This is a genomic window from Roseobacter phycocola (assembly GCF_042055075.2).
In the GTDB taxonomy this organism is placed as follows: domain Bacteria; phylum Pseudomonadota; class Alphaproteobacteria; order Rhodobacterales; family Rhodobacteraceae; genus Roseobacter.
Genome location: NZ_CP194010.1, coordinates 1493628 through 1519628, shown reverse-complemented (window position 1 = coordinate 1519628; position 26001 = coordinate 1493628). Strand labels below are relative to the sequence as shown.

Genomic DNA, 26001 nt, shown 5'->3' with positions numbered 1-26001 from the left:
GGATCAGGTGACCGTCACGGTCATGCTGCCCAGACCGGCAATCGCAACTTCCATCTCATCGCCACGCTGAACAGGCCCGACACCGGCGGGTGTGCCCGACAGGATGACATCACCCGGTGCCAGCTCAAAATACTCCGACAGAAAAGCAATCATTTCAGGCACTTTCCAGATCAGCTGATTGAGATCACCTTCCTGGCGCAACTCGCCGTTGACGTGCAGGGTTACGGCGCCCTCGGTCAGAACACCGGTTTCTGCCACGGGATGCACCGGGCCTATAGGGGCCGAGGCCTCAAAGGCTTTGCCGATTTCCCATGGCCTGCCGGCTTTTTTCATTTCGCCCTGCAGATCACGGCGCGTCATATCGAGGGCCAGGGCGTAACCAAAGACATGTTCCTGTGCCTGACCCGCGCTGATGTCCCGGCCACCCGATTTGAGCATGACGGCAAGTTCCACCTCGTGATGCACATCTGATGTCCTGGGCGGATAGGGGAACGCACCCGTTGTGTTCAGATTATCGGGGTTTTTCTGGAAAAAGAACGGGGCCTCCCGGTCCGGGTCGTGACCCATTTCAATGGCATGCGCCGCATAGTTCCGCCCGACACAATAAACGCGCCGAACCGGGAAAACCGCGTCCGATCCGGCGATTGGCAGTGCGGGAATGGCGGGTGGCGTGAAAGCGTAACGGGTCATGTGCTCTCCGGGGCTTGCAATTTCTGTTCTGAAGCGGGTTTATCGGCTGAGCGGCGGTTTGGGAAGCGCTGGCCTTCGGCCCCGTCGCCGCTATCTGTCAGACAGGCACTGAACCGGGTGCGGCGGGGTCGCCCGACGGCACACAAAACAAGGATGATGAACCGTGCAGCCAATCTCTGAGTCGCTTATTGCTGATCCGGCCGGCGCGATAGCTCCTGGCGCGTCATCATCAGAATGGATGTCATATCAGCGTTGTGCAGAGATTGCCGTGACAGCATCCCTGAAGGCGTCCTGCCGCGAAAAAGAATACGACATCTGCCCTCGTGAGATCGGCGCGAAGGCGGTGACTGTTCATACCCGATATGAGGGACGGACACGGGAATCGGCGGACAAACCGGGATTGCAGATCTGTTGGTCGGCGCCGGGCTTTGATCCCGCTGGCGTGTTCACGTCGTGCGGAAAGCGCCTTGAAAAAGCGCAGGGGACGGCGGTGCAGGAACCCGGGCGCAACGCAGATATACCCACGCCTGTGATTGATACACTGCTTGCGCTTTGGCTGGAGTTTGAAATGCCCCGGGATGCCGCCGGATGAGCAACATGCTTCGTGTCAGCGGTTTGTCGAAATCCTATGAGAGCGGCGGCGTCCGGGTGCCGGTGCTGGAGGATGTCAGCTTTTCAATGGCCGCAGGCGGGTCGCTCGCACTGACCGGTGAATCCGGTAGCGGAAAAAGCACGGTGCTGCATCTTATCGCGGGTCTGGATAAACCGGACGGGGGCAGTATTCAGGTCGGTGGCCATGAAGTGGCAGGTCTGGACGATGCGGCCAGCGCGGCACTGCGGCGGGGAACCATCGGACTGGTGTTTCAGCAGTTCAATCTGATCCCGAGCCTGACGGTTGAAGGCAACATTGCCTTTCACGCGCGCTTATCCGGTAAAAATGATCCCGGACGGAACAGTGAGCTGGCAGACCGGCTAGGGCTGCAGGAGCATCTGAACAAATACCCCGAGGCGCTGTCCGGTGGGCAACAGCAGCGTGTGGCGATTGCGCGGACGCTGGCCTGCCAGCCCGCGCTGATCCTTGCGGATGAACCGACGGGTAACCTGGACGAGGCGACCGCTGACCGGGTTCTGGATCTGTTGCTCGAGACGGCGAAGGATGCGGGTTCTGCGGTGTTGATGGTTACGCATTCGGGCAGACATGCGGGCCGAATGGAGCGTCAGCTGACCCTGTCCCGTGGTCGTATGGTGCAGACCAATGCAGCAGAAGCGGGTTCTGTATGATCCGGACGGGGATGTTCGCGCTTGTCTCATACTGGAGGCGTAATCCCTGGCAGCTTCTGACGCTGATTGCGGGACTGGCCCTCGCAACTGCCCTGTGGTCGGGTGTGCAGGCCATCAATGCCGAAGCCAGAGCGAGCTACAGTGCTGCATCTGATTTTCTGGACGGGGGTGGACTGGCGAGGCTGTCCCGTGTGGATGGTCAGGGCATCAGTACCCGTGATTATGTCGCCCTGCGCCGGCAGGGCTGGCAGGTGAGCCCGGTGATGCAGGGAGGTTTGCAGACGGAAGCCGGGGAATTTGTGCTCACCGGCGTGGATCTCCTGACCTGGCCCGGCGCTGTATCAGGATCAGCCACCGGCCTCGCCGCAGTGCCCGAGGGATTTCTGGGCGAAGATCCCGCGCTGCTGGCGCACCCGGATGATGTCCCGGCTCTGAGCGGTGTCGACGCGACGGTACGCCCGGATGCAGGGCGGGTGCCCGGCAGTCTTCTCGCAGATATTGCACTGGCGGACCGGCTACTGAAAGGTACCGGGCGTATCGAATACCTTGTGGTGGCGCCGGACCAGCCGGCCAGCATCCCGGACCTGCCGCCGGTATACCACGTCACTACGGAAGACGCGGCTACTGACCTGAGCAGACTGACGCGCAGCTTTCACCTCAATCTCACAGCTTTTGGCCTGCTCTCCTTTGCGGTCGGCATTTTCATTGTTTACGGCGCCGTCGGACTTGCCTTTGAGCAACGCAGGGCAATGTTCAGAACCCTGCGGGCGCTCGGGCTTCCGTTGTCCCGTCTGATGTTTCTGGTGACGGCAGAGCTTGGACTTTTTGCGCTGATTGCGGGGGCGGCAGGCGTCGCGATGGGGTACATCATTGCGGCGGCGCTCCTGCCGGATGTCGCCGCAACACTGCGCGGTCTTTATGGGGCCGAGGTGGGCGGACAGCTGACCTTGAGGCCTGCATGGTGGCTGTCCGGGCTGGGCATGGCCTTTGCAGGCACAGGTATCGCAGCGGTGGCGGCACTCATCCGGCTGGTGCAGATGCCTTTGCTGTCCTTCAACCATCCCCGGGCCATGAGCCTGCAGGCAGCGGGTACACGCCGTCTGATGCTTCTGGTGGCGCTATGCTTTGTCGCGGGTGGTGTGATCATCGGACAGGTTGCCCAGGGGCTGGTGGCCGGGTTTGGCCTTCTGGCGGGGATCCTGCTGGGGGCAGCCCTCTGTCTGCCTGTGTTGCTTTCTGCTGTGCTGCATGTTGCCGAACGGGCAAGCCGGGGCGTTGTGGCACAGTGGTTCTGGGCTGACAGCCGTCAGCAACTGCCGGGCCTGTCCATGGCCCTGATGGCGCTACTGCTCGCCATGGCGGCCAACATCGGTGTGTCTACCATGGTGTCCAGCTTCCGGCTGACTTTCACCGGATACCTGGATCAGCGGCTGTCCTCAGAACTCTATATCCGCCTGAACGCTGAAGCGCAGGTCACTGAAATAATGCCGTTTCTCATGGAAAATGCTGATGCAGTTCTGCCTGTGGTTTCTGTTGATACGCGGGAAGGCGGGCTGCCTGCAGAAATCTTCGGGCTGCGTGATCATCAGACATACCGGGACAACTGGCCGCTGCTGGAGGCGCGTGCCGGTGTCTGGGATGAACTGGCCGCTGGCCTCGGTGCACTGATCAACGAACAGCTTGCGCGACGACAGGGGTTGTCGCCCGGCGACAGACTGAGCAGTGGTGACACGGTTTTGGGTGTCTACAGCGATTATGGTAATCCTGCAGGGCAGATTATCATCGCCGAGGCCACCTTTCAGGAACGATACCCGGGTGTTCGGGCACAACAGTTCGGGCTGCGGACGAATGATCCGGATGGGCTTGCCGCCATGTTGCAGGAGAGGTTCGAGTTGCCTGCCGATGCGCTGATCAACCAGAAAAATCTCAAAGCCTTTTCGATCTCCGTTTTTGACCGGACCTTTTCTGTCACGGGAGCACTGAATGTGCTGACACTATCTGTTGCGGGCCTGGCCATTCTGATCAGCCTGCTGACGCTGGCAGCGATGAGGTTGCCACAGCTTGCGCCGGTCTGGGCACTGGGGATGACACGTCGGCGGCTGGCGGGGCTGGAACTGGTGCGCGCTGTCAGCCTGGCGGCGCTGACAGGTGTGCTGGCGGTGCCTCTGGGACTTTTGCTGGCCTGGGTGTTGCTGGCTGTGGTGAATGTCGAGGCATTCGGCTGGCGGTTACCTATGTTCCTGTTCCCGGGCGACATGCTGCGCCTCGGCGCACTGACGCTCTGTGCGGCCTTTCTGGCTGCACTGTGGCCCGCCCTGAAACTGGCCCGAATTCCACCGCAGATGTTGCTGAAGGTCTTTACCAATGAACGCTGAGAGACGCCACTTCTGGCTGGCAATAGTTGCCACATTCGTTTCAGTTGTTTCTGCGTGCTCGCAGGTTATGGCGCAGGGCTTCGCCGGGCTTGGTGCCACCGCCGAAGGGTTTTCACACCCGTCGAGGGTTGTGCCAGTCACTTTCCCTCAGGATCACGGGCCGCACCCGGATTTTCGGATTGAATGGTGGTATCTGACCGCGAACCTGCAGGCCGAAAACGGTACATCTTATGGTCTGCAATGGACGTTGTTCCGTTCGGCGACAGAACCGCTGGAAAGGGAAGGATGGTCGAGCCCCCAGATCTGGATGGGGCATGCCGCTGTGACAACGCCGGATCAGCATTTCGTTGCCGAAAGGCTGGCGCGGGGCGGTATCGGGCAGGCCGGCGCCGTGGCGGATCCGTTCACGGCCTGGATCGACGAATGGGAAATGACCGCGACGGGGGACGGGATCGCAGAACTGGACCTGCGGGCGCAGGGAGACGGATTTGGCTACGACATGCAGTTGTCGGCAACAGGCCCGCTGGTGCTGCAGGGGGAAGAGGGATATTCGGTCAAATCGTCGTCCGGACGGGCCAGTTATTATTACTCACAGCCGTTTTATGAAATCTCTGGCACGCTTCAGCTGCCCGAAGGTGATGTTGCCGTCACCGGGACGGCCTGGCTCGACCGGGAGTGGGCGTCACAGCCACTGGGGGAAACACAGATCAGCTGGGACTGGTTTTCGATGGTCTTTGACAGCGGTGAACGGCTGATGGGGTTCACACTGCATGACAGTGAAGCCGGCGATTTTACGGCTGCGACATGGATTGAACCAGATGGCACACCGACACCGTTCCCGGATGGAGCCTTTGTGTCGGAGCCCCTGGAGACAGCCTCGGTGGCCGGACGCGACGTTCCGGTTGTCTGGCGCGTGAGATTGCCGGACAAGGGAGTTGATGTGACCGTGCGGGCGCTGAATTCTCAGGCCTGGATGGACACATCGGTGTCTTACTGGGAAGGACCGGTCGTCATCAGCGGCAGTCACCCGGGCAAAGGATACCTGGAAATGACGGGCTATTGACCGGACAGCGTGACGGCGGATCCTGCATCCTCGGAGCGGTGTGCGGTCACAGAAGGAAATAAGGGCTTGGCGCGCAGACTTTTCACCCGCAGAGGCATGCTCATCAGTTCCCTGGCGCTGGCCGGTGGGGTCGCCTTTGGTGTCTGGCAGGTCAGGCAGCCGCACGACAATCCGCTGACAGCCGGGCTGGCTGAGGGTGAAGCCAGTTTTAACCCCTTTGTGCTGATCACCGGGGACGGCATCACGCTGATCACGCCGCATGCAGATGTGGGTCAGGGTGCACAATCCATGCAGGCCATGCTGATCGCAGAAGAGATGGATCTCGGGTTCGGTCAGTTCACGACGTCTTTCGGGCACCCCGATGCCGCCTACTACAACCGCGCCTTAGCCGCCGATGCAGTGCCATTTATGTCAACGGACACCGGTCTGATTGCTGAGGCTGCGCGTAGCGCAGCGGGAACGGTGTCAAAACTGCTGGGGCTTCAGGTAACAGGCGGATCATCCTCTGCACCGGACAGCTATGACAAGCTGCGCGAAGCCGGCGCGGTGGCGCGGGAGACGCTCAAGGCAGCGGCCGCTCAGGAAACGGGCATTGCGGCGCGGGACCTGCAGACGGCCGACGGTGCTGTGGTCCTGCCGGACGGACGCACGATCCCTTACACAGCGCTGGCCGCAACGGCATCCGGTCTTGAGCCGGTTCGGGCGCCTGCATTGCGCGCGCCATCAGAATGGCGGTTGCTGGGCAAAGAAGTCCCGCGCCTTGATATCCCCGCCAAATCCACTGGCCGGCAGGCATATGGCATCGACGTGCGGCCCGAAGGTGTGCTTTTTGCTTCTGCGCGCCTCAACCCGCGCAAGGGCGGAGGTATCACAGGGTACGATGCTTCGGCTGCGGAAAACATGCGTGGGGTCAGGCATATTCTGCCGCTCAGGGATGGTGTTGCCGTTGTGGCAGAAAACACCTGGTACGCGTTCGAGGCCCTGGCGCAGATTGAGTGCGACTGGGGCGGAGCGCCGTATCCGGCGGAGCAGGAGGACCACTGGAGATTGCTGGAGTTCGCGCTTGAAAGCGATGAACCCGAACGGGTCTGGCGGGACGACCGGGACCCGGACAGGGTAAGTGCCACCGGGTTCATCGGAGAGCTTGAATACCGGGCGCCCTATGTCGCGCATCAGCCGCTGGAACCGCTGAACGCGACCGTGCTTGTGACTGGCGATCATGCAGAAGTATGGGCGGCCCATCAGATGCCGGGCCTTGTGCGTGAACGGGTTGCCGCGGCTGCCGGACTGGCGGCAGAGCAGGTCACATTCCACAACCAGATGGCCGGGGGCAGTTTCGGGCACCGGCTTGAATTTGATGTCATTGATCAGGCCACCGAAATTGCACTGCAGCTCAAAGGGACGCCGGTGCGGCTGACCCTGCGCCGCGAAGAGGATTTCGCGCAGGATTACCCGCGCCAGATTGGCCTTGCGCGTGGCGCCGGCGGCTGGAACGATGGCCAGGTGACGCATCTGGCACTTCGCATCGCCTCGCCATCTGTAACCCGGTCTCAGGGCGGGCGAGCCGGTCTTCCGGCGCTGGGGCCGGACATGCAGATCGTCGCCGGGGCGTGGGATATGCCTTATGCGATACCCGGACTGACGGTCGAGGGATACGCGGTTGACGGTCTGGCACCGGTCAGTTCATGGCGCGCGGTCGGAGCGTCCACGGGCGGTTTTTTTGGTGAATGCCTGCTCGACGAGGTGATCGTCGCCGCAGGGGCTGACCCGATGGCGGAACGCCTGAGGCTGGTGAATGACCCGGTGGCGCGGGCGGTGCTGGAGGCTGTGGCGGAGATGTCCGGATGGGGTGCAGCGCGCGCGCCGGGGCAGGGCAGGGGCGTGGCTCTGGTCACATCCTTTGGTGTTCCGGTGGCCCAGGTGATTGACGTCACCGAAACGCCGGACGGTCTGCGCGTCGACCATGTCTGGGTTGCTGCCGATTCCGGGCCTGTTATCGACCCCGTGAACTTCGAGGCTCAGGTTCAGGGCGGTGTTATCTGGGGGCTCGGACATGCCATCAATTCAGAGATTACTTATTCTGACGGCATGCCGGAGCAGACAAATTACCATGACGCTGAAGGCATGCGCCTGTACCAGACGCCGGAAATCACTGTGCGGGCCCTGCAGAACGCGGATCAGATACGCGGCATCGGAGAGCCGCCTGTGCCGCCCGCGGCGCCCGCGCTGGCCAACGCCATTTTCAGCGTAACAGGTCAGCGCCTGCGCGAAATGCCCTTTAACAGGCATATGCGGTTCGTCTGACGCCGCTTGAAGCGCCATGCCGGGCCGGGTATCTCTCTGACACGCGCAGGCAGCGCAGCACCGGGGGAGGCAGCACATGGATTTCGCACTCACAGAAGAGCAATCCGCCATCTTTGAGATGACGGCCGGATTTGCGCAGGAGCACATCGCGCCCTTCGCGCGGGATTGGGAGGCACAGGGAACGATTCCCCGCGCCCTGTGGTCAGAGGTGGCGTCCCTTGGGCTGGCCGGCATCTATGTTTCCGAAGAATACGGCGGCTCAGGCCTGAGCCGGCTGGACGCGACTCTCGTTTTTGAGGCTTTGGCGATGGCGTGCCCGTCGGTCGGTTCCTTTCTGTCCATTCACAACATGTGTGGCGGCATGATCGACACGTTCGGGTCGGACGAGGTGCGGGCGCACTGGCTGCCGCAGCTGTGCCGCATGGAAAAGGTGTTTTCCTATTGCCTGACTGAACCCGGCTCCGGGTCTGATGCTGCCGCCCTGAGAACGCGCGCTGAGCGCACGAACGAGGGCTACCGGCTCAATGGCACAAAGGCCTTCATTTCCGGCGGTGGCTATTCCGACGTTTACCTCAGCATGGTGCGTACCGGTGATGACGGCCCACATGGCATCTCGGCTATGCTGGTGGAGACCGGAAGCCCGGGTCTTTCGTTCGGCGCTTTTGAGGACAAAATGGGCTGGCGGTCGCAGCCGACCGCCCAGGTTCAGTTCGATGATTGTATGGTGCCTGCAGAAAATCTGGTGGGCGAAGAGGGCAGAGGGTTCTCTTATGCCATGAAGGGCCTTGATGGCGGCCGTCTGAATATTGCGGCTTCCGCACTGGGCGGGGCGCAATCCGCCCTGAATGCTGCGATGGCGTACATGGGTGAACGCAAAGCTTTCGGCAGGTCCATTGATCAGTTTCAGGCGCTGCAGTTTCGCCTGGCGGACATGGAGGTTCGCCTGCAGGCAGCGCGCGTCTTTTTGCGCCAGGCGGCATGGAAGCTGGACAACGGGACGCCGGACGCCACGCAGTGTTGTGCGATGGCCAAGCTGTTTGTGACGGACGTATCGTTTGACGTTGCCAATGAGGCACTGCAGCTGCACGGCGGATACGGCTACCTCGCGGACTATGGCATCGAAAAGATCGTGCGTGACCTCAGGGTGCATCAGATCCTTGAAGGTACAAATGAAATCATGCGTGTGATCATCTCGAGGCAGATGCTGGCCGCGCGCGACAACGCCTGACGGTCCGGCTGGTTTAAGCACGTCTGTTAAGTCTCGATTTACCCCTCTTGGTCATAAATGGCGCAAAGGGCGGTCGCGTCTGATCCCCTTCCTTTATCCGGCAGCAGGGTGACCGCGTGACGCTGAACACATTTGATTCTGAAAACGCCTACAGGGGTGCCCCCAAAAAAGTTCTGATCGTAGATGATTCCCGAACAATCAGAGCGTGGTTGCGCGCCACATTGTCCGCGGACCCGCGACTTGAAATTGTGGGAGAGGCAGAGGATGCGGTTGCAGCACGTGATTTTCTTCGGGCCAACAAAGCCGATGTCCTGACGCTGGACATCGAGATGCCAGGTATGAGCGGTCTGGAATTTCTGACACGACTGATGAAAGCGCGGCCGATGCCCGTCGTCATGATGTCCAGTCTGACGTCAGCAGGCAGTGACGCAGCCATTCAGGCGCTGTCGCGCGGTGCTGTTGACTGTATGGTCAAACCCAACGGATCTTACGGCCGTGAGGTTACAGACGACATCTGCGAACGTGTCTTTCATGCTGCCTGCACTACAGCTTCAAGGCTTCGGGTTCCGTCTCCTCCGACCGGCGCGCGCCCTGTGCGTCCGCAGACACCGAACTCCGTTCCCTTAAGAGGATGCAGACGCAAAACCATCTTTCTTATCGGAGCATCAACGGGTGGTGTCAGCGCGATCGAAAGCGTATTGCCGATGCTGGATCCGGGCGGACCACCGGTTGTCATCGTCCAGCACATGCCCGGCAATTTTCTTGTGAGTTTTTCACAGCGCCTCGGCAGGCATCTTCCCCAGAACGTCTGCCTTGCCGAAGAAGGCATGCGCCTTGAACGGGGTGACATTGTGCTGGCGCCGGGCAACGGACAACACACAGAGATCCGGCGCAAAAACGACGCTTGGGTTTGTCACTTCGTACCGAACGACCCACCTGCTTTGCATTGCCCGGCGGTTGATACGCTTTTCAAGTCCGCTGCCAGTGAAGCTAAACACGTCACCGCGGCAATTCTGACAGGCCTGGGAAAAGACGGCGCAGAAGGCCTGCGTCAGTTGTCAGACGGCGGTGCGCGAACATTTGGTCAGGACGAAGATACCTGCGTTGTTTATGGAATGCCACGGGCCGCGAAGGCGCTTGGAGCCGTGGGCCGCGAACTGCCGCTGGACAGAATTGGGAATGCCATGCGGGAGGCGGTTGAACGTAAATCAACAAATGCCAGCGCCGTTGCAGGGGCGATCAGGTAATGCAGAACGGTACACGTATTCACATCACCCAGGGAGAAAAGGTCGCAAGCGCAGACCCTGACGCCGTCATTTCGACCATTTTGGGGTCCTGCGTGTCCTGCTGTTTGTGGGATCCGTACGCTGGAGTTGGCGGTATGAACCACATGCTACTCACGGTAAGTAGTGTGGAAAACAGCGTATGCAACCTGGCCGGCATCAATGCTATGGAGCTGTTGATCAACGATATCCTGAAGCTGGGAGGGCAGAGACACCGGCTCAAGGCTAAAGCCTTTGGCGGCGCCCGCATGGTCAGTGGCCTCAGTGACATCGGCAGGACTAACAGCGAATTCACTCTTGAATTCCTTCGAGCTGAAGGCATCGAATGCGAAGGTCATTCACTCGGTGGAGAAACTGCACGGCATGTCATGTTCTGGCCTGCCACCGGGCGGGTCATGCAAAAAATCAGAAAAGATTCCCCGATTGAGCTCAGGGCAGAGCAGCCGGTCGCAGAGCCGAAAGGAAATGATCTTGAGTTGTTCTGAGGACGGCCACTTTCGTTCACAAGGCTTCCACGCCATTAACTCACAGAAAATGTCCACTAATATCCGGTTCGAGCGCTGTTTCGAAACAAAATAATGTGCGAAAACCTGACCCTACAATATTTGCGAAGACTGGGAAATCAGACTGATTGCCCGGTCCGCTTCTTGGATATGATGACGCGCAACGGCAACGGTAACTGTAGAGTTAAAAGAACACAAAACAGCACTCGAGGTATTCAGCTTAGCGTCCGAAGAAAATTCGGGCAATCACGCGAGGGTCTGGACCCATTGGTTTTCCTCCAGCGGTGTGGACCACGATTGCAAAATCGAGCAGTGAAAATGTCTGATCTTTTCTGGCATCCGGATGCGCAGATGGCGCATTTTGAGCCTTTCTTTCCTAGGTCCCACGGCAAGCTATGCGTTGATGATCGACGTGTGTTAAATGGTATTATCTTCATTAATCGCAATGAGTTGAGGTGGCGCGACGCCCTTTTGACCTATGGCCCACATAAGACGTTCTACAATCGTTGGAAACGGTGGAGCGATAAGGGAGTCTCCGCTCAAATGATGGCCGGGCTGGCTGCCAAGCATGGCGAACAGAAGACCGTGATGATCGACGCCACATACCTGAAGGCCCACCGTACCGCGTCCAGTTTGGGCGGGAAAAAAGTGAGCGTGGACGCCTGATCCGCTGCCCGGCAGGGTATTTGCGAAGGAAATGTCCCGAAAGAGGCCACACTGAGTGCGACATGAACACAAAGTTGCAAGCCATCTGCGACAGCGTGGGACGTCCAATCAACCTGTTCGTCACCGTCGGGCAACCTTTCGGAACATTGCTGCGCAAATACCCCGTCGGTCAGTTGGTCAGCGATTTCATCGGTGTACGCGCAATGCTGAGCAGCCGACCGGATGTCGATTGGCTGATCGGTGACCGGGGTTTATGATGCCGACTGGTCTAAGTACACGTTGAAAGACAAAGGGATACGCCTAAGCATCCCTGGCCGAAAGCAGCGGAAAAACTGGCAAAGTTCGACAAGCGTCGGTTCAAACTCCGGAATCGGATCTAGACCATATTCGGAGGTTGAAGGATTGGCGGCGTGTCGCAACCCACTATGACAGATGTCCGAGGGTTTTATTGTAAGCCATCGCCTTTACAGTGCTCATTACTTACGTGCTATGAACTCTGAATCTGCTGAAGTGTCAGAGGCTTAACCGTTTCTTAACTTGCGGAAAGGGTTTTGCGCTCAAACGTTGATATATAATTTGAAATTGCAGAACCTTTGGTGATTCACGCTAAGCGTAGTTAAAAAAATTTAAATTTCTCAAGTGGAAAAAAAATTGAACAGAAACACGATCAAAAAAGATCTAAGTCTCCCACGGCCCGTTTTCCACTTACAGGCTCGCTGTCACTTTCGTTGACAAGAATGCCCTTTGTGATCTCAAGCTTCAGCTTTGATCTAACTTGATCAATATTCGAGAATTCAAACCCGCTTTCAGGAAGTTGGTTTTCGAAAACTGCAGTCAACAGCGCAAGGTCCTCAAGGCACTGGCGGACATAGTCAAGCCCCTGTAGCCGAGTTATTTCTACCTGAACGTTGTTTGGATTGTCCAGGACAGCAGAACCAATAGCTTCCTCTAAATCATTTACCTGGGCCGCAAGCAGATCGAGATGGTCAGACACTCTGGATAGAAAGGTGTCCAATGGCAAACCTAATGCTAGATTCGTCGACATTTAAAGTCGACCCACTACTGCTTCAATGCAGTTTCGCAAGCCCGCTTGTTCAAATGGCTTTTTCAGGTAGTTGTTCATGCCCAGCTTCTTGCCGTGATCCACAATTTGTTGTTCTGCTCGTCCTGTAATCAGAATGAACCCCACGCCCTTGGTCTTTGGAGAGGCTCGCAGCTGGTGCAATAGTTGAAGACCATCCATTTGCGGCATATTGTAGTCAGATATGACTAGGTGCACCGGGTGAGTTGCAAGCGCTTGTAAGGCTTCAATTCCGTTTTCGGCTGTCGATACATTTCGTACACCAAATGCATCCAGTGCCTGGGTAATAAGTCCTCGGCTTGTCGACATGTCATCCACAACCATTATTCTGATTTTATCACGAAGCGACATCTGCTATCCTTTTCTGATCTCGTCATGAGGCGTTTTTAATGGCCAGGGCGATAAGTTGTGGGTCCGTCCGTATAAAAACCCAGTTTTTCATGATTGTTAATTCTCTCGGAGTGGCCAAGAAACATAATGCCATCTTCTTTTAATGAAGAATGGAACCGTGGCCACAAACTGTTTTGCGTCTCAAGGTCGAAATAGATTACAACATTTCGGCAGAATATGACGTCGAACTTCATTTTCATCGGCCATTTTGCCAATAAATTTAGCTCTTTAAACGCGACAATTTTGGTTAATTCAGGGATCACAGAAAAGGTGTCATCGGTTTTTGTAGCGCTCGATTGAAAATACTTGTGTAAGAACTCTTTGGGAACTCCTTCCAGCAGCCGTTGAGGATACAATCCTTGGGACGCAAACTCCACTACTTTCGGGTCAATGTCAGTTCCTAGAATTTTCACATCAAAAGACTTTAGGTTAGCGATGTTTTCCATAAGGCACATCGCAATTGAATAACCTTCCTGCCCGTTGGAACAGCCTGCTGACCAAATACGTATTTTTTCGCCATTTTCAATTTTTGACTTCAGTTGAGGTATAACTCTGTCCTTCAAGATGTCGAAATGGTGCTGTTCGCGGAAAAAGTGCGAAACATTTGTTGTCAACGCAGAAATCATGTGACGAAGCTCTGACTTCCCGGATTCTGACGCAACGTGCTTTGTATACGTTTCGAAACCCGGCAACCCAAGTGCATTAACACGGTGCCTTAGTCTCGACTGAATCATTGACGATTTTTCCTTCACAAGTTGCAAACCGCTTTCGCGGTAGGCAATTTGAGCTATTATATCGAAGTCAGTCGGACTCAGCTGCATGTTTGTATGTTGGTTCATTATGCCGCCGAATTCTGAACTGATTCAACAACAGACCCAAGAGCAAGAACTCTTATCATTCTTTCGTCAATAAGTGTTAACGAACTGACTACATTTGGAATGCTGCCAGTTTGTACTTCTGGAGGCGGTTGCAGGTCGTTCTCTGTTATAGCAATTATATCAGAAACGGCGTCCACCAGTAGTCCCGTCATTGTACCTTCGTGGCTAACTACGATGATGACGTTACGATCTGAGTGTTTGTTGGGCTTTAAACCCAGTCTCTGGGAAAGGTCCATAACCGGCAAAACGGTGCCGCGCAGATTGATGACACCCTTCATGTAACTTGGCGCGTGCGGTAAAGGCGTGGTCTGAGTCCAACCACGTATTTCCCGAACGGACATGATGTCTAGGGAATACTCCTGATCGGCCAACTGAAATGTCAGCAACTCGATTGATGTGGATGTTTCTTTTTCGGTCATGCCGGTATCCCCGTGGATTGAGTGGTACCTTTGGTGCCTGTAGACCCCATGGCGTTTGAGATGATATCTGATGTATCAAGGATGAGTGCGATTTGCCCGTCGCCGAGTATGGTCGCGGCAGCAATGCCCGGAGCTCGGTAAAAACTGTCATCAAGGCCCTTGATCACAACCTGTCGCTGGTCCTGAATGCTATCAATTATGAGCGCTGCGTGGCTTTCATCTTCGTGCGCGATCAGCAGGACGACGCATCCTTCGAAATCCTCGACGGATTCTCGGTAACCTAATTCCTTCCCAAGGTCGAAGATTGGGACAAAACCGCTTCGTACACGCACAACGAATGAACCTGGTCTTACCATTTCAACATCTTTATTGGTCAGTGTGAGTGTCTCGATTACAACATTTAAAGGAAGCACCAGCGTTTCATCAGCAACCTGTACGACCATGCCGTCCAGAACGGCGAGGGTGAGAGGTAAGGAAATTGAAAATGTAGTGCCGACGCCCGGTGTTGAAGATATGGTAATCCTGCCGCCAAGTGCCTGAATGGCTGTGCGTACCACGTCCATCCCGACACCGCGGCCTGACAGGTCTGATACAACCGATGCGGTGGAAAAGCCTGGCAGAAACAGAAGGTTATCAATTTCGCTGTCGCTAAGGGTAGCTTCTTCGGGAATCAATCCCTTGTCTATTGCGATTTGAAGCACCTTCTCGCGGTTGATGCCTCCGCCATCATCCGAAACATCAATTACCACGCGGCCGGAACGATGCGCGGCGATGAGGTTCACCCGTCCTTGTTCAGGTTTTCCGGCGGCCAGCCGTTCCTCAGAGGTTTCAAGGCCGTGGTCAACAGCGTTTCTGATCATATGTGTCAGCGGGTCGGCCAGGCGTTCAATGACTGTTTTGTCGACTTCGGTATTTTCGCCTTCTGTATGAAGCCTGACGTCCTTCCCGACTGAAGCCGAGGCTTCGCGTACGATCCGGGACATGCGCTGAAACAGGGATTTCACCGGTTGGGCCCTGATCATCATGACGCTGTCCTGAATGTCCCGGGTCAGCCTTTGGAACTCTTCAAGTCCATTCATCGCATCCGAATGCGGTGACAGTCCGGAGGACTCCAGGCTTTGCGAGAGCATCGCCTGATTAATGACCAGTTCGCCGACGAGGTTCACCAGCCTTTCAATTCTGTCGAGGTCAACTCTGACAACCGATTTTGCAGCCGCAGCAGGCGATGGAGCGCCGCTCTTGGCGGTTGCTGCTGGTGCTGAAGACTTCGGCTCAGCTGGTTTGATGTCCTTCGCCGGCTCAGGTGGCAGCTCCGGCGCTGCTGTTTCCGTTGCCGTATCTACGGGAAGAGGTGCGCCTGCATCTGTCGGTTCCTCGGAGATTTCAACGATGGTCACTTCCTGCGCATCTTCAACCGGAGCGTCGTTGATTTCCGGTTCTGTGCTACCTGCTGTTTCGTCCTGCACAATTTCCAGGGCGCACAGTCCCTCCACAAATTCAAAGGCAGCTTCGATTTCCGCCACGTCGACGGCTGACGTCAGTTTTATCGTCCAGCTCAGGCACGAGTTTTCCGGAGACAGGCCTTCCAGGTCGGGAAGATTGTCCAGATTGCATGTGACGATGCATTCTCCCATGTCGTCGAGGGCGCGGAGCATGTGAAACGGTTCATTGCCAGTCTCGTAAAGCTCGTTTTCCGGCTTGAAGGTAATTGTGTATTGGTTTTGTCCGGGCAACGGCGGAATGTCCGGCAGATCCAGATCGGGCAACTCCAGTCCCTCGCCGTCGTCATCGCCGAAATCCATGTCGAGCGAAAGCGTCGCCGGCTGAAAATCAATGTCTTCGTCTTCTGCCTCGTTTTCTTCCTCAGCGGCGTCTTCGCCCAGCATATCGTTCAGAGATCCGAGCAGTTCAGTGGTTCGTTCTTCAGGTAAGTCCCCTGCGTCCCGGGAGATACGCACCAGATCGGAGAGGTGATCTGCACACTGGAAAAAAACCTTCAGAGCGTCAGGATCTGCTGTCATTCTTCCGGCGCGGACTTCGTCCAGAACTGTTTCGAACCTGTGAGCAAATCTGACGAGAGCTTCAAGTCCGAATGCCCCTGCGCCACCCTTGATCGAATGAACGGCACGAAAAACCACGTTGATGGTTTCTGTGTCGTCGGCACCATCGTACAGCTCCTGTAACCCGTCCTGCAGGGCTTCGAGCAGTTCTTCGCACTCAATGAAAAAGGAGGCGCGGATTTCCGCCATTGGGTCGTTCGTGTCAGACATCTCGAAACTCCTAGCCGGCGACCATCTGAAGGGCCTTGATCAGTTTGGCGGGATCGAACGGTTTAACGATCCAGCCGGTCGCGCCGGCAGTGCGGGCCCGTGCCTTGAGCTCTGGTGCTGCTTCGGTTGTGAGCACCAGAATTGGTGTGGCGCGATGCTGATCCTGCTCGCGGACGGCATCGATGAAACCAAATCCATCCATCCGGGGCATATTAATATCGGTAATAATGGCGTCCGGTTCGATACCGCTCAGCACCTCTATGCCATGCACGCCATCGTCAGCTGTGTGCACGTTGAAACCCGCTGGCGTCAGCGCCAGTCTGATCATGTCGCGCATTGTGCGACTGTCATCTACGGCGAGAATTTCCAAAGTCATTGACGGCCCCCTGAAATAGTTTCCGGTGTCATGCCCATGACACGCAGCTGATCAATCACGCGGTCAGAAGCATTCACGAAGGATATTTTGTGACCCTGTGCCTGCGCGCTGGTTGCCGCGGCCAGAAACACCTGCAGGCAGAGAGCACCAAGGTGTTTTACCTTTGAGAGATCTACTGTCAGATCCTCATCAGCCCGTGATTTCAGTGCGGTTGCCAGATCAGAAGCAGCTGACAGATCAAGCTTGGGGTCTGCAATCAGAGGTTCACTCATCAGGACCTCCGCAGGCGGGCGTATTTTCCGGGCGCATTGATTCCTCCACGCTGGCTGATCAGGTGTTCGGAGGAGTTGTATGGGGCCTTCCGTTAAAACTCGGTTACCTCCGGTTTCATTTCCGGAAGTCAGGGAAAGAAGTCTTGAAAGGTGACACCAAAAAGAAAGGGCCACAGCTTCCTGTGGCCCTTTCGGTCTGTGCTGTATCTGCGGTCGCGGCCAACAGAATGTCTGGTCAGCCGCGTCTGCGCCGGCCTCCTGTGCGTCCCGCACGTCCGCGCCCTTCCTGACCCGGCTTTGGCGCTTCCTTGTTGAAGGCAATCCACGCTCCACCATGCGGATCATTGTCCGTCAGGAAATTCGCCGCGCGGATCGCTTCCATTTCCTTGCCCGGACGTGGCCGCGTCGATCCCATGCCAAAGGTCTGGCAGAAAACCTCATCGTCCATGCCATCGGGAATGACGATCCCGGCACTGAGAAGCTCCTGCTTCTTGGCTTCGATTTTGGCGGCACTGACGGGCAGGGCAACGGGGTTCATGATCGCGGAGGTCATGCCCGCGCCCATGGCCATGGGCAAAAACGCGTTGTTGATGCCGTGCCTGTTGGGCAGACCGAAAGAGATATTTGACGCGCCACAGGTCGTGTTGACGCCCAGCTCTTCGCGCAGGCGCCGTACCAGCGTGAAAACCTGATTGCCGGCCGTTGCCATAGCGCCGATCGGCATGACCAGCGGGTCCACAACAATATCATGTGCGGGAATGCCAAAATCGGCTGCGCGTTCAACAATCTTCTTGGCAACGGCAAAGCGGACTTCCGGGTCTTCCGAAATACCTGTGTCGTCATTCGAGATTGCAACAACCGGTACGTTGTACTTCTTCACCAGTGGCAGCACGATCTCAAGACGCTCCTCTTCCCCGGTGACAGAGTTCAGCAGCGGCCGGCCCTCGCAGGCTTCCAGACCGCTTTCCAGCGCGCCCGGTACTGAACTGTCGATGCAGAGCGGCACATCAACAATCGCCTGAACCCGTTCGATCAGTGCTTTCATCAGGGGCGGTTCAACAAAGTTGTTGTCTGCATACCGCGTGTCTTCCGCCATCTTGTTGGTAAAGACAGCGCCGGAGTTGATGTCCAGCACGGTTGCACCGGCCTCGACCTGAGCGATGGCGTCCGCCTCGACGGTGCTGAAGTCATCGGCCTCAAGTTCGAGCGCGAGCTTCTTGCGGCCGGTGGGGTTGATCCGCTCGCCGATCACGCAGAAGGGCTGATCAAAACCGATGACAGCGGTTTTGGTTTTGGATTCGACGATTGTCCGGGTCATTCAGGGTGTCCTTGGATCAGGCGTTGGCTGGGACGGCAGAGCTGCCGCCGTTTTCAATGGCCCAGGTGGCATTGGTTTTGATGCCGCCCAGCGGGAAGAAGTGCACGTTGGTGATGTTGAAATCAGGGTTGGCCGCCTTGTGCGCGGCCAGTTCGTTCAGCACGTCTGTCGGCTCGTAGGGCAGCAGAAGTTTGGTCACGTCCAGTGCGCGCTTCTGCAACACCTTGAGAGACGGGCCAACGCCACAGGCGATCGCAAACTTGATAAGCGTCTGCAGTTTCGCGGGCCCTGCGATTCCGATGTGAACGGGCAGGGTGATACCGGCCTCCTTCAGCCCATCGGCCCACGCAATGATCGGACCTGCGTCAAAGGCGAACTGAGTTGCCAGCGCCATCTCTGCATCCGTGCGCGACTGGAACTCATTCTTCCATTGCAGCGCCGCGTCAACGTTACCGGTGCCACCGTCCGGGTCGATATCACGGTTGCCTTCGGGGTGCCCGGCGACATGCAGACGTGTGAAACCCGCCTCATCGAAGAGGCCGGTCTCCATCAGTTGCATCGAGCTGTCAAAATCGCCGTGCGGCGCGGCCAAGCCGCCTGCGAGCAGAAGCGCCTGGCGGACATCTGCCTCACCCTGATACCGGGCGATCCAGTCGGCAAGCGTGGCGCGGTCTTTGATAATCCGCGCGGGAAAGTGCGGCATGACCTGGAAGCCATCATCATTCAGACGGGCGGCTGTGCGGACCATATCCTCAATCGGCGTGCCTTCGATATGCGCGATGTAGACGCGCGTTCCGGCCGGCAGCAGGTCGCGGAAACTGTCCACTTTCTCCGCTGTGCGAGGCATCACCTCAATGGAATAATCCTGCAGAAAGGTCTCGACCTCAGGCGTGGCGCCTTTTGGGGCTTCGGTGTCTTTGCGTTTGAAGTTCAGAAGAGCCATCAGGCGATCCTTCCCGGACAAGAGGGTGTCAGACAGAGAGGGCAGGGTCAGGCCCAGCCATTGTTATCAATCAGAGACTTAATGCGGGCCTGGTCGTATTCCGCATCAATACGCGCAGCTTCTGCATCGGCGATATCATCGGGGTTTCCGGCGACTTCGAAGGGATCCGCCTTGCGCCACTCTGCAAGATAGGCGTCAGTTTCCGCTGCACCGGTTTTCATTGCAGCCCGGTCAATTGCCTGCTCAAAACGCTCAGGCAGCGGGCGCTTGGAACCACGCCGACCCTTGCCCACAATCACCTGGGCGGGGATGTCTCTCCAGTACACAATGGTCACTTCGGGCATGGCTGATTCCTCCCACGTCTCTGGCCTCTGTCTAACGGCTGCATCTGCGCGCTCTGCGTCGTTTTTCGACAGAACACGGGCTTTCCGCGACCTCGCCGCATCATGTAGCCTTTTGCGGCCCGTCCGGCGAGGCCTGCGGCTGTGGAAATTCTCATCATCATCGTGAGCCCCGGTCATGCGGCCGCCCGGTTGCGTGTCGTGATGCTTGCGCTGAGGCAGGCCAGTGTCTAGGTTGGCGTTAACTCGAAATGAAAGGCGCGAAAGATGGCGCCACAGCGTCCCAAAGGTGCGGGCGCGCTCGACCAGAAGACGGCTCTGAGCCCCGCGCCAGTTCCGCCCAGGCCAGGTGAGCTTTATGCAGCGCTGGATCTGGGTACAAACAGCTGTCGCATGCTGATTGCCCAGCCCCGCGGGTCAGGTTTCAGTGTGGTGGACAGCTTTTCCAAGTCCGTGCAGCTTGGCGCAGGTCTGGAGAAAACCGGACGGCTTTCGCATGGCTCTATGAGCCGTACTATCCAGGCCCTTCGAATCTGCCAGCAGAAACTGCGCCGCAACAGGGTGCGCAGGATGCGCCTCGTGGCCACCGAGGCCTGCCGCCGGGCACGCAATGCCCGCGAGTTCATCCGCCGCGTTCAGCGCGAAACCGGTCTGCGCCTCGATATCATCAAACCACAGGAAGAAGCCCGGCTGGCTGTGATTTCCTGCGCGCCGCTGGTTAACCGTGCGACGGAAAACCTGCTCGTGGTGGATATCGGCGGCGGGTCGACGGAGCTCGTGTGGATTGATCTGAGCGATGTGCCGCCGCGGGACCGGCCGGGCTCTATCATGCGTCTGCATCAGGGGTTCCGGAACGGCCATGCAGATGAGCCCGCCGCACGGGTTGTGGACTGGATTTCGGTCCCTCTGGGGGTCGCGACACTGCGGGATCAGTTCAGTGACGTCGAGGATGACGCAGCCCGGTTTGCACTCATGAGCTGGTTCTTCGAGGAAAACCTGTCGGATTTTTCGCCCTACAATGACACGCATGCACAGGAAAAGTTTCAGATCGTCGGAACCTCCGGCACGGTTACCACCGTCGCAGCGAGTCATCTCGGCCTGAAACGGTACGACAGAACAAAGGTGGACGGGCTGCACATGACAACGGATGAGATTGAGCGCGTGATCCGTTCTTATCTGGCGCTCGGACCCGAAGGGCGCCGCGCCGATCCGCGTATCGGCCAGGACCGGCAGGCACTGATCATGTCAGGGGCCGCCATTCTGCAGGCGCTGATGCGCTGCTGGCCGACGGACCGGCTTTCTGTGGCCGACCGCGGGCTGCGCGAAGGCTTGCTCTATGCTCAGATGAGTGCGGATGGTGTGCTGGCAGAGGGGGCATTCTGATGGCGAAAACACCCGGTGGGAAAACACCCTCAGGTAAAAACACGTCCGGACGGGGCCAGCGCGACCTGAAGGTCAAGGTCAAATCTGCACGCGGCCGCAAACTCAGTTCGACGCGATGGCTCCAGCGCCAGCTGAATGACCCCTATGTCAAGCGGGCCCGCGCTGAAGGGTATCGCGGCAGGGCGGCATTCAAGATCATGGAGCTGGACGACAAATACCGCTTTCTCGTTCCGGGTGCGCGCGTCGTGGATCTGGGGGCGGCTCCGGGCGGCTGGTGTCAGGTCGCGGTGAAAAGGGTCAATGCCCTGGGTGAGAAGCAGGGCAAGGCCGTTGGCAGTATTCTGGGGGTCGACCTGCAGGAAATGGAGCCGATTGCGGGCTGCGAGCTCTATCAGCTGGACTTTATGGAGGATGACGCTGACGCCCGGGTGCGGGAGTGGCTGGGCGGAACGGCGGATGTGGTGATGTCAGACATGGCCGCGGCCAGCTCCGGACACAAACAGACAGATCACCTGCGCATCATTGCGCTCTGCGAGGCGGCTGCATGGTTTGCATTCGACGTTCTGGACAAGGGCGGAACCTTCGTTGCCAAGGTTCTGGCCGGTGGTGCGGAGGGGGAATTGCAAAAGCTGCTGAAGCAGCGATTCGACAAGGTCGCCAACATCAAGCCACCATCTTCGAGGTCAGACAGCTCCGAAAAATTTGTTGTTGCGACAGGGTTTCGCGGCTGAAGCAGGCTCTTTTACCGGACTTTAAGTCTGTCGTGTCTAGCATCCGGTCGGGGCCCGCTGATGATACCGGGCCAATGCAACTTAAAGGACCGGTAGTTATGTTCCGTAAAATTCTTCTCTCCGCACCGCTGGTGCTGGCCGCAAGCATCGCTCAGGCAGTAGACGCGCCCCCGGCGATGCGCGCATTCGTAGACAGTGATGTCATGGGCTGGGCGATGAGCCCCGAAGTCATTGCCGCCGTCAACAAACAGAACGCCGAAACGGCCGGCGCGAGTAACGAGCAGATCCTCGAGTGGGATAACACATGGCGTGGTCAGGTAGGTCAGTCAGATCAACCATTTATCAGTGAAGTCATGGGGCATGAACTTTCGGCGTTTCTCAAGCAGAAGGTTGATGAGTCCGGCGGGCGGATCACCGAGATTTTCATTATGGACGCGCTTGGCCTGAACGTCGCTGCAAGTGACATCACGTCGGATTACTGGCAGGGTGACGAAGACAAGTATTCCAAGAGCTATGGTGCCGGGTCCGGGGCCGTATTTGTGGATGCGATCGAGTTTGATGACAGTTCGCAGACCTATCAGGGTCAGATTTCCGTGGCGCTGACCGACCCCGCGACAGGCGAAGTGGTTGGTGCCATGACAATCGGCCTCAATGCAGAAGCCTTTTTCTGATCTGTGATTTGCAGGTGCGCCTCAGACGCGCGCCTGCAGCGAGCTCTGCGCGCTCCTGAGGATTTTTTCCATATCGGCGGGCGTTGCAGCGCGCACTTCTGAATTGGAAACGCGCTCTGCAGTTGCTTCAGCCTGACACTCCTGCCGCATCAGCTCAAACAGCCGTCCATACCGGCGGGGGTTTTCACAGTGTCTCGGTTTCATCATTTTATCCTGCGCTCCGGATTTAACCCTGCACAGTGACACCGAACTGCGGCAGAGTTTGGTCATCCTGCAGGCATCAGGATGACGGGTCCTTTCAATTCAATACACTCCGGCGCATTGGACATTTGAGCGGGGTCATGAACGTGCAGCGCCTACTGTTTTCAACTGGCGGCTGAAAAAATCCCCGTTTCCGGAAGGTTTGGCGAAAAACCTTTGCGGGCTTTTCCCGCGGCTCCTACAAAGGATAAGGGATATCACCCCGAAGGTGGGGGTACGCAGGATCGAAAAGACACTTTTTCAGTTCATCTGGAAGTATTCAAAGCGGGATCAGTTCGTTCTGCTGATCGTTACCTGCACTCTGTTTCCGTTTCTGTTTCTGACACTTGAGCTACCCAAACGGATTATCAATGACGCCATTGGTGCGCAGTCAGCGCGGATCGGTGTTTTGGGCGCGCAGCTGGACCAGGTGACTTACCTCTGGCTGTTGTGTGGCGCCTTCCTGGTGGCCGTTCTGTGCCATGGCCTGCTGAAGATGCGCATCAACACCATGAAGGGTGTGCTGTCGGAACGAATGCTGCGCCGGCTCCGGTACGGTCTGATTGCCCGTATGCTGCGGTTCCCGAGGCCCTATTTCCAGCGCACGTCCGAAGGCGAACTTGTCGCCATGATCACGGGGGAAACGGAACCAATGGGGGGCATCATGGGCGATGCGTTGGCACAGCCTGTTCTGCAGGCAGGCCAGATGCTCACCATTCTGTTCTTTCTTTTCCTGCAAAGTGTCTGGTTCGGGCTTGCTGCTGTTGCGCTCATCCCGCTGCAGGCATGGCTGATCCCGCGGCTGCAGCGCCAGATCAACCTTCTGAACAAGAAACGCATACGGGAGGTGCGTACGCTTGCCTCCATGATCGGGGAAAGCGCGGCAGGGGCCTCAGAACTGCGTATCCATGGTGGCTGGCGGCACCGGCTGGCAATGATCACCGAGCGTCTGGGCATCGTTTACCGCATCCGCTTCACGATTTATCAGAAAAAGTTTTTTATGAAGTTTATCAACAACTTCATTACACAACTTACACCGTTCTTCTTCTTTGCTGTTGGTGGTTATCTGGTCATCCAGGGCGCGGTATCTCTTGGCGCGCTTGTCGCAGCACTCGCCGCCTACAAAGATCTCAGTTCGCCCTGGAAAGAACTGCTGGCCTACTACAATCAGGCACAGGATATGAGCCTGCGCTGGGAAACCGTCATGGAGCGATTTGCTCCGGCCGGTGTGATCCCGGCTGAGCTGATGTCAGGTGAGCCTGACAGCATCCAAAGTCTGAAAGGCGCGATCGAGCTGGATGACATCAGTGTTGTGGATGCCGATGGCAACCTGGTGCTGGACCGGGTTTCGGCTGTTTTTCCGGCAGGGGCGGTTGTTGCCGTGACGGCCCCAAGCGAACAGGACCGGCGGGCGCTGGCGGACGTGCTGATCCGGGAGGTGACGCCTGTCAGCGGGACGGTGACCGTAGCGGGCATGCCGCTGGCCGGGCTTCACCAGCGTGTGGTTTCCGCGCGTATCGGGCATGCAGCGGCGCGGCCTGTCCTGTTTCAGGGATCGTTCGGCGACAATGTTCTGATGCCATTGCAGTCAAAGCCCGTCGGGCCTGCCCGCGCAGCGGACCAGCAGATGCTGCAGGAAGCCATCGCGGCGGGCAACAGCGAAGATCCCGCAGGGGTAGAATGGCTGAACCCATCGGGCGCAGATACAGAGGATGCGGGTCAGCTGAAAGACTGGTGGCTAACGCTGGTCGATGCCACCGGATCGGGCGACAAGCTTTTCCGCCGCTCGCTCGATCAGATTATGACGGGCGGCGAAAACGACAGGCTGGCCGCAGGGATTGTGGCGGCGCGTCCTGCGATTCGGGCCGCAGTGGAAGAGGCCGGGCTGTCGCGTCACGTCTGGCCCTTTGAGCCGGACAGATACAATCCGGCGCTTTCCGTTGCGGGCAATATTTTCTTTGCGACACCACGACAGACAATGAGCCAGAGCGAACTGGCCAACCGCCCGGAATTTTTCGATGTGCTTGCGCAGATGGGGCTGGAGAAAGGACTTCTGGAGCTTGCGCTGGATGTGGTCGGTCTGCTCAATCAGACATTCGGAACAGATGGTACAGAGCATCCGTTGTTTCGCAAGCTGGGTCTTGATGCAGCCCTTTACGAGCGGTCGGTCCAGGTGCGCCGACGGCTGAGACTGAACCCCGGTGAGCCGTTGTCCGATGCCGACAGGCGATTGCTGATCAGCCTGCCTGCGCAGATCACGGCGGAACAGATCGGCCCCGCGTTTTCAGACGAAATCAAGCAAAGTGTCCTGGAGCGCCGCCAGAGTGTTTTGACGTCAGCACCTTCCGGGTTGGGCGATCTCTTTGCGCCTCTTGACGCAATGGCTTTGGCCCCTGGGCTGTCGGTGCTCGAGAACGCGCTTTTTGGAAAGGTCTCGGATACCGCGGGTGCACGCGCCGATGAACTGCGGCGGATCGTGTCCCAGGCACTGGAACGCGAGGGCCTGCGGTCTGACGTGATGGGGCTGATATTTGATCTGCCGTTAGGGCTCAAGGGCGGTGATTTGCCAGCGGCACTGGCGGAACCGCTGGCCGTCTGCCGCGCTGCGATCAAGAAGCCGGATATTCTCATTCTGGAACAGGCTCTGTCCGGATTTGACCTGTCCGTACGCATCGAAATGCACCGAAATCTGCGCAGATTACTGCCCGAAACAATGCTCGTTTATATCGGCGACAGCTTCAGCGAACATCACGTTTTTGATGTACATCTGGAGATTGACCGGGGCAGGCTGGTCTCCGACGGTGCGCAGGCTGCGGTTTCCGGTGATACCGCTGCGGGTGCCGATCTGATGCGCAAAGTACGCGCGCTGGAAACCACTGATCTGTTTGCGGATCTGAACCGCCGGCAGCTGCGGCTGCTCGCCTTCGGGGCAAGATGGTATCGCGCAGCAGAAGGGGAGATCATCTTCAGCAAGAACGATGATCCTGTGGACGGGGCCTACATGATCCTGTCGGGCACAGCGGGTCTTTACAATCCTGATGCCGCTGAAGTCGATCAGCGCGTGGCGCAAGCAGGTCCCGGGCAGCTTGTCGGCGAGCTCGGGCTGATCCGGAATGTGCCGCGTGCTCTGACGCTGAAGGCTGAAACGGAGTTTGAGGCTCTGAGGCTTGGTAAGGAAGAGTTTCTTGCTGTCGTGGAGAATGATGCCGCCACGTCCTTCCGGTTACTTCAGGTGGTGGCAGGCTATACGTCCTGATCCGCCAGGGGTTTTCTAAAAATTGAACGTAAAGACTGC

The 26001-nt window shown here is 57.7% G+C and carries 24 protein-coding genes and 1 pseudogene; 13 read left to right on the top strand and 12 right to left on the bottom strand.

Annotated elements, in window-relative coordinates:
• Window positions 1–3: 3 nt before the first annotated feature.
• Complete coding sequence (locus AB4K19_RS07495) at window positions 4–690, bottom strand: fumarylacetoacetate hydrolase family protein (RefSeq protein ID WP_375227803.1); 687 nt, start codon at window positions 688–690, stop codon at window positions 4–6.
• A gap of 268 nt (window positions 691–958) precedes the next feature.
• On the opposite strand from AB4K19_RS07495, the gene AB4K19_RS07490 reads away from it, so the two are divergent.
• The 9 genes and pseudogenes from AB4K19_RS07490 (at window position 959) to AB4K19_RS07450 (ending at window position 11847) form a co-directional block, all read left to right on the top strand.
• A complete protein-coding gene (locus tag AB4K19_RS07490; RefSeq protein WP_375227802.1) occupies window positions 959–1282 on the top strand; it encodes a hypothetical protein in 324 nt (107 codons plus the stop codon).
• The gene (locus AB4K19_RS07485; protein WP_375227801.1) at window positions 1279–1971 is read left to right on the top strand and encodes an ABC transporter ATP-binding protein; all 693 of its coding nucleotides are present in this window, start codon (window positions 1279–1281) and stop codon (window positions 1969–1971) included. Before AB4K19_RS07490 ends, AB4K19_RS07485 begins: the two co-directional genes overlap by 4 nt.
• The gene (locus tag AB4K19_RS07480; RefSeq protein ID WP_375227800.1) at window positions 1968–4346 is read left to right on the top strand and encodes an FtsX-like permease family protein; all 2379 of its coding nucleotides are present in this window, start codon (window positions 1968–1970) and stop codon (window positions 4344–4346) included. The genes AB4K19_RS07485 and AB4K19_RS07480 overlap by 4 nt, the downstream gene beginning before the upstream one ends.
• Window positions 4336–5409 carry a lipocalin-like domain-containing protein gene (locus tag AB4K19_RS07475; RefSeq protein ID WP_375227799.1) on the top strand — a complete coding sequence of 358 codons (1074 nt, stop codon included), beginning with the start codon at window positions 4336–4338 and terminating at the stop codon, window positions 5407–5409. Before AB4K19_RS07480 ends, AB4K19_RS07475 begins: the two co-directional genes overlap by 11 nt.
• 66 nt (window positions 5410–5475) lie before the next feature.
• Window positions 5476–7713 (top strand): molybdopterin cofactor-binding domain-containing protein, encoded by a 2238-nt coding sequence (locus tag AB4K19_RS07470; protein WP_436399394.1) that lies wholly within the window; start codon window positions 5476–5478, stop codon window positions 7711–7713.
• A 76-nt stretch (window positions 7714–7789) separates the two neighbouring features.
• Complete coding sequence (locus AB4K19_RS07465; RefSeq protein ID WP_375227796.1) at window positions 7790–8941, top strand: acyl-CoA dehydrogenase family protein; 1152 nt, start codon at window positions 7790–7792, stop codon at window positions 8939–8941.
• Window positions 8942–9057: 116 nt separating this feature from the next.
• Complete coding sequence (gene cheB / locus AB4K19_RS07460) at window positions 9058–10188, top strand: chemotaxis-specific protein-glutamate methyltransferase CheB (RefSeq protein WP_436399393.1); 1131 nt, start codon at window positions 9058–9060, stop codon at window positions 10186–10188.
• Window positions 10188–10709: a chemotaxis protein CheD gene (locus tag AB4K19_RS07455; protein ID WP_375227794.1), complete on the top strand. Its 522-nt coding sequence runs from the start codon at window positions 10188–10190 to the stop codon at window positions 10707–10709. The genes cheB and AB4K19_RS07455 overlap by 1 nt, the downstream gene beginning before the upstream one ends.
• A gap of 336 nt (window positions 10710–11045) precedes the next feature.
• Window positions 11046–11847, top strand: a pseudogene (locus tag AB4K19_RS07450) (IS5 family transposase).
• Window positions 11848–12060: 213 nt separating this feature from the next.
• Here AB4K19_RS07450 and AB4K19_RS07445 read toward each other — a convergent pair.
• The 10 genes from AB4K19_RS07445 to AB4K19_RS07400 form a co-directional block, all read right to left on the bottom strand.
• Entirely contained in the window at window positions 12061–12438 is a 378-nt protein-coding gene (locus tag AB4K19_RS07445; protein WP_436399392.1) for a hypothetical protein, read from the bottom strand.
• Complete coding sequence (locus AB4K19_RS07440) at window positions 12439–12825, bottom strand: response regulator (RefSeq protein WP_375227792.1); 387 nt, start codon at window positions 12823–12825, stop codon at window positions 12439–12441.
• Window positions 12826–12860: 35 nt separating this feature from the next.
• Window positions 12861–13703: a CheR family methyltransferase gene (locus AB4K19_RS07435; RefSeq protein WP_375227791.1), complete on the bottom strand. Its 843-nt coding sequence runs from the start codon at window positions 13701–13703 to the stop codon at window positions 12861–12863.
• Window positions 13703–14161, bottom strand: a complete 459-nt coding sequence (locus tag AB4K19_RS07430; protein WP_375227790.1) for a chemotaxis protein CheW — start codon at window positions 14159–14161, stop codon at window positions 13703–13705. The genes AB4K19_RS07435 and AB4K19_RS07430 overlap by 1 nt, the downstream gene beginning before the upstream one ends.
• Complete coding sequence (locus AB4K19_RS07425) at window positions 14158–16431, bottom strand: chemotaxis protein CheA (protein WP_436399391.1); 2274 nt, start codon at window positions 16429–16431, stop codon at window positions 14158–14160. Before AB4K19_RS07425 ends, AB4K19_RS07430 begins: the two co-directional genes overlap by 4 nt.
• A 10-nt stretch (window positions 16432–16441) precedes the next feature.
• Entirely contained in the window at window positions 16442–16807 is a 366-nt protein-coding gene (locus AB4K19_RS07420) for a response regulator (RefSeq protein WP_375227786.1), read from the bottom strand.
• Window positions 16804–17079: an STAS domain-containing protein gene (locus AB4K19_RS07415; protein WP_375227785.1), complete on the bottom strand. Its 276-nt coding sequence runs from the start codon at window positions 17077–17079 to the stop codon at window positions 16804–16806. The genes AB4K19_RS07420 and AB4K19_RS07415 overlap by 4 nt, the downstream gene beginning before the upstream one ends.
• 235 nt (window positions 17080–17314) lie before the next feature.
• Window positions 17315–18397 carry a methyltetrahydrofolate cobalamin methyltransferase gene (locus AB4K19_RS07410; RefSeq protein ID WP_436399390.1) on the bottom strand — a complete coding sequence of 361 codons (1083 nt, stop codon included), beginning with the start codon at window positions 18395–18397 and terminating at the stop codon, window positions 17315–17317.
• Between the two features lie 16 nt (window positions 18398–18413).
• Entirely contained in the window at window positions 18414–19340 is a 927-nt protein-coding gene (locus AB4K19_RS07405) for a methylenetetrahydrofolate reductase (RefSeq protein ID WP_375227784.1), read from the bottom strand.
• 47 nt (window positions 19341–19387) lie between these two features.
• Window positions 19388–19684, bottom strand: a complete 297-nt coding sequence (locus AB4K19_RS07400; protein ID WP_375227783.1) for a virulence factor — start codon at window positions 19682–19684, stop codon at window positions 19388–19390.
• Window positions 19685–19948: 264 nt separating this feature from the next.
• On the opposite strand from AB4K19_RS07400, the gene AB4K19_RS07395 reads away from it, so the two are divergent.
• From AB4K19_RS07395 to AB4K19_RS07385, 3 genes are all read left to right on the top strand, one after another.
• Window positions 19949–21064, top strand: a complete 1116-nt coding sequence (locus AB4K19_RS07395; protein WP_436399389.1) for a Ppx/GppA phosphatase family protein — start codon at window positions 19949–19951, stop codon at window positions 21062–21064.
• Complete coding sequence (locus tag AB4K19_RS07390; RefSeq protein WP_375227781.1) at window positions 21064–21795, top strand: RlmE family RNA methyltransferase; 732 nt, start codon at window positions 21064–21066, stop codon at window positions 21793–21795. The genes AB4K19_RS07395 and AB4K19_RS07390 overlap by 1 nt, the downstream gene beginning before the upstream one ends.
• Before the next feature lie 98 nt (window positions 21796–21893).
• Window positions 21894–22466, top strand: coding sequence for a hypothetical protein (locus AB4K19_RS07385; protein WP_375227780.1), 573 nt, complete (start codon window positions 21894–21896; stop codon window positions 22464–22466).
• 21 nt (window positions 22467–22487) lie between these two features.
• On the opposite strand, the gene AB4K19_RS07380 is transcribed toward AB4K19_RS07385, so the two are convergent.
• Entirely contained in the window at window positions 22488–22670 is a 183-nt protein-coding gene (locus tag AB4K19_RS07380) for a hypothetical protein (RefSeq protein WP_436399388.1), read from the bottom strand.
• 265 nt (window positions 22671–22935) lie between these two features.
• On the opposite strand from AB4K19_RS07380, the gene AB4K19_RS07375 reads away from it, so the two are divergent.
• Window positions 22936–25962 (top strand): ABC transporter transmembrane domain-containing protein, encoded by a 3027-nt coding sequence (locus tag AB4K19_RS07375; RefSeq protein WP_375227779.1) that lies wholly within the window; start codon window positions 22936–22938, stop codon window positions 25960–25962.
• The last annotated feature ends 39 nt before the right edge of the window (window positions 25963–26001 follow it).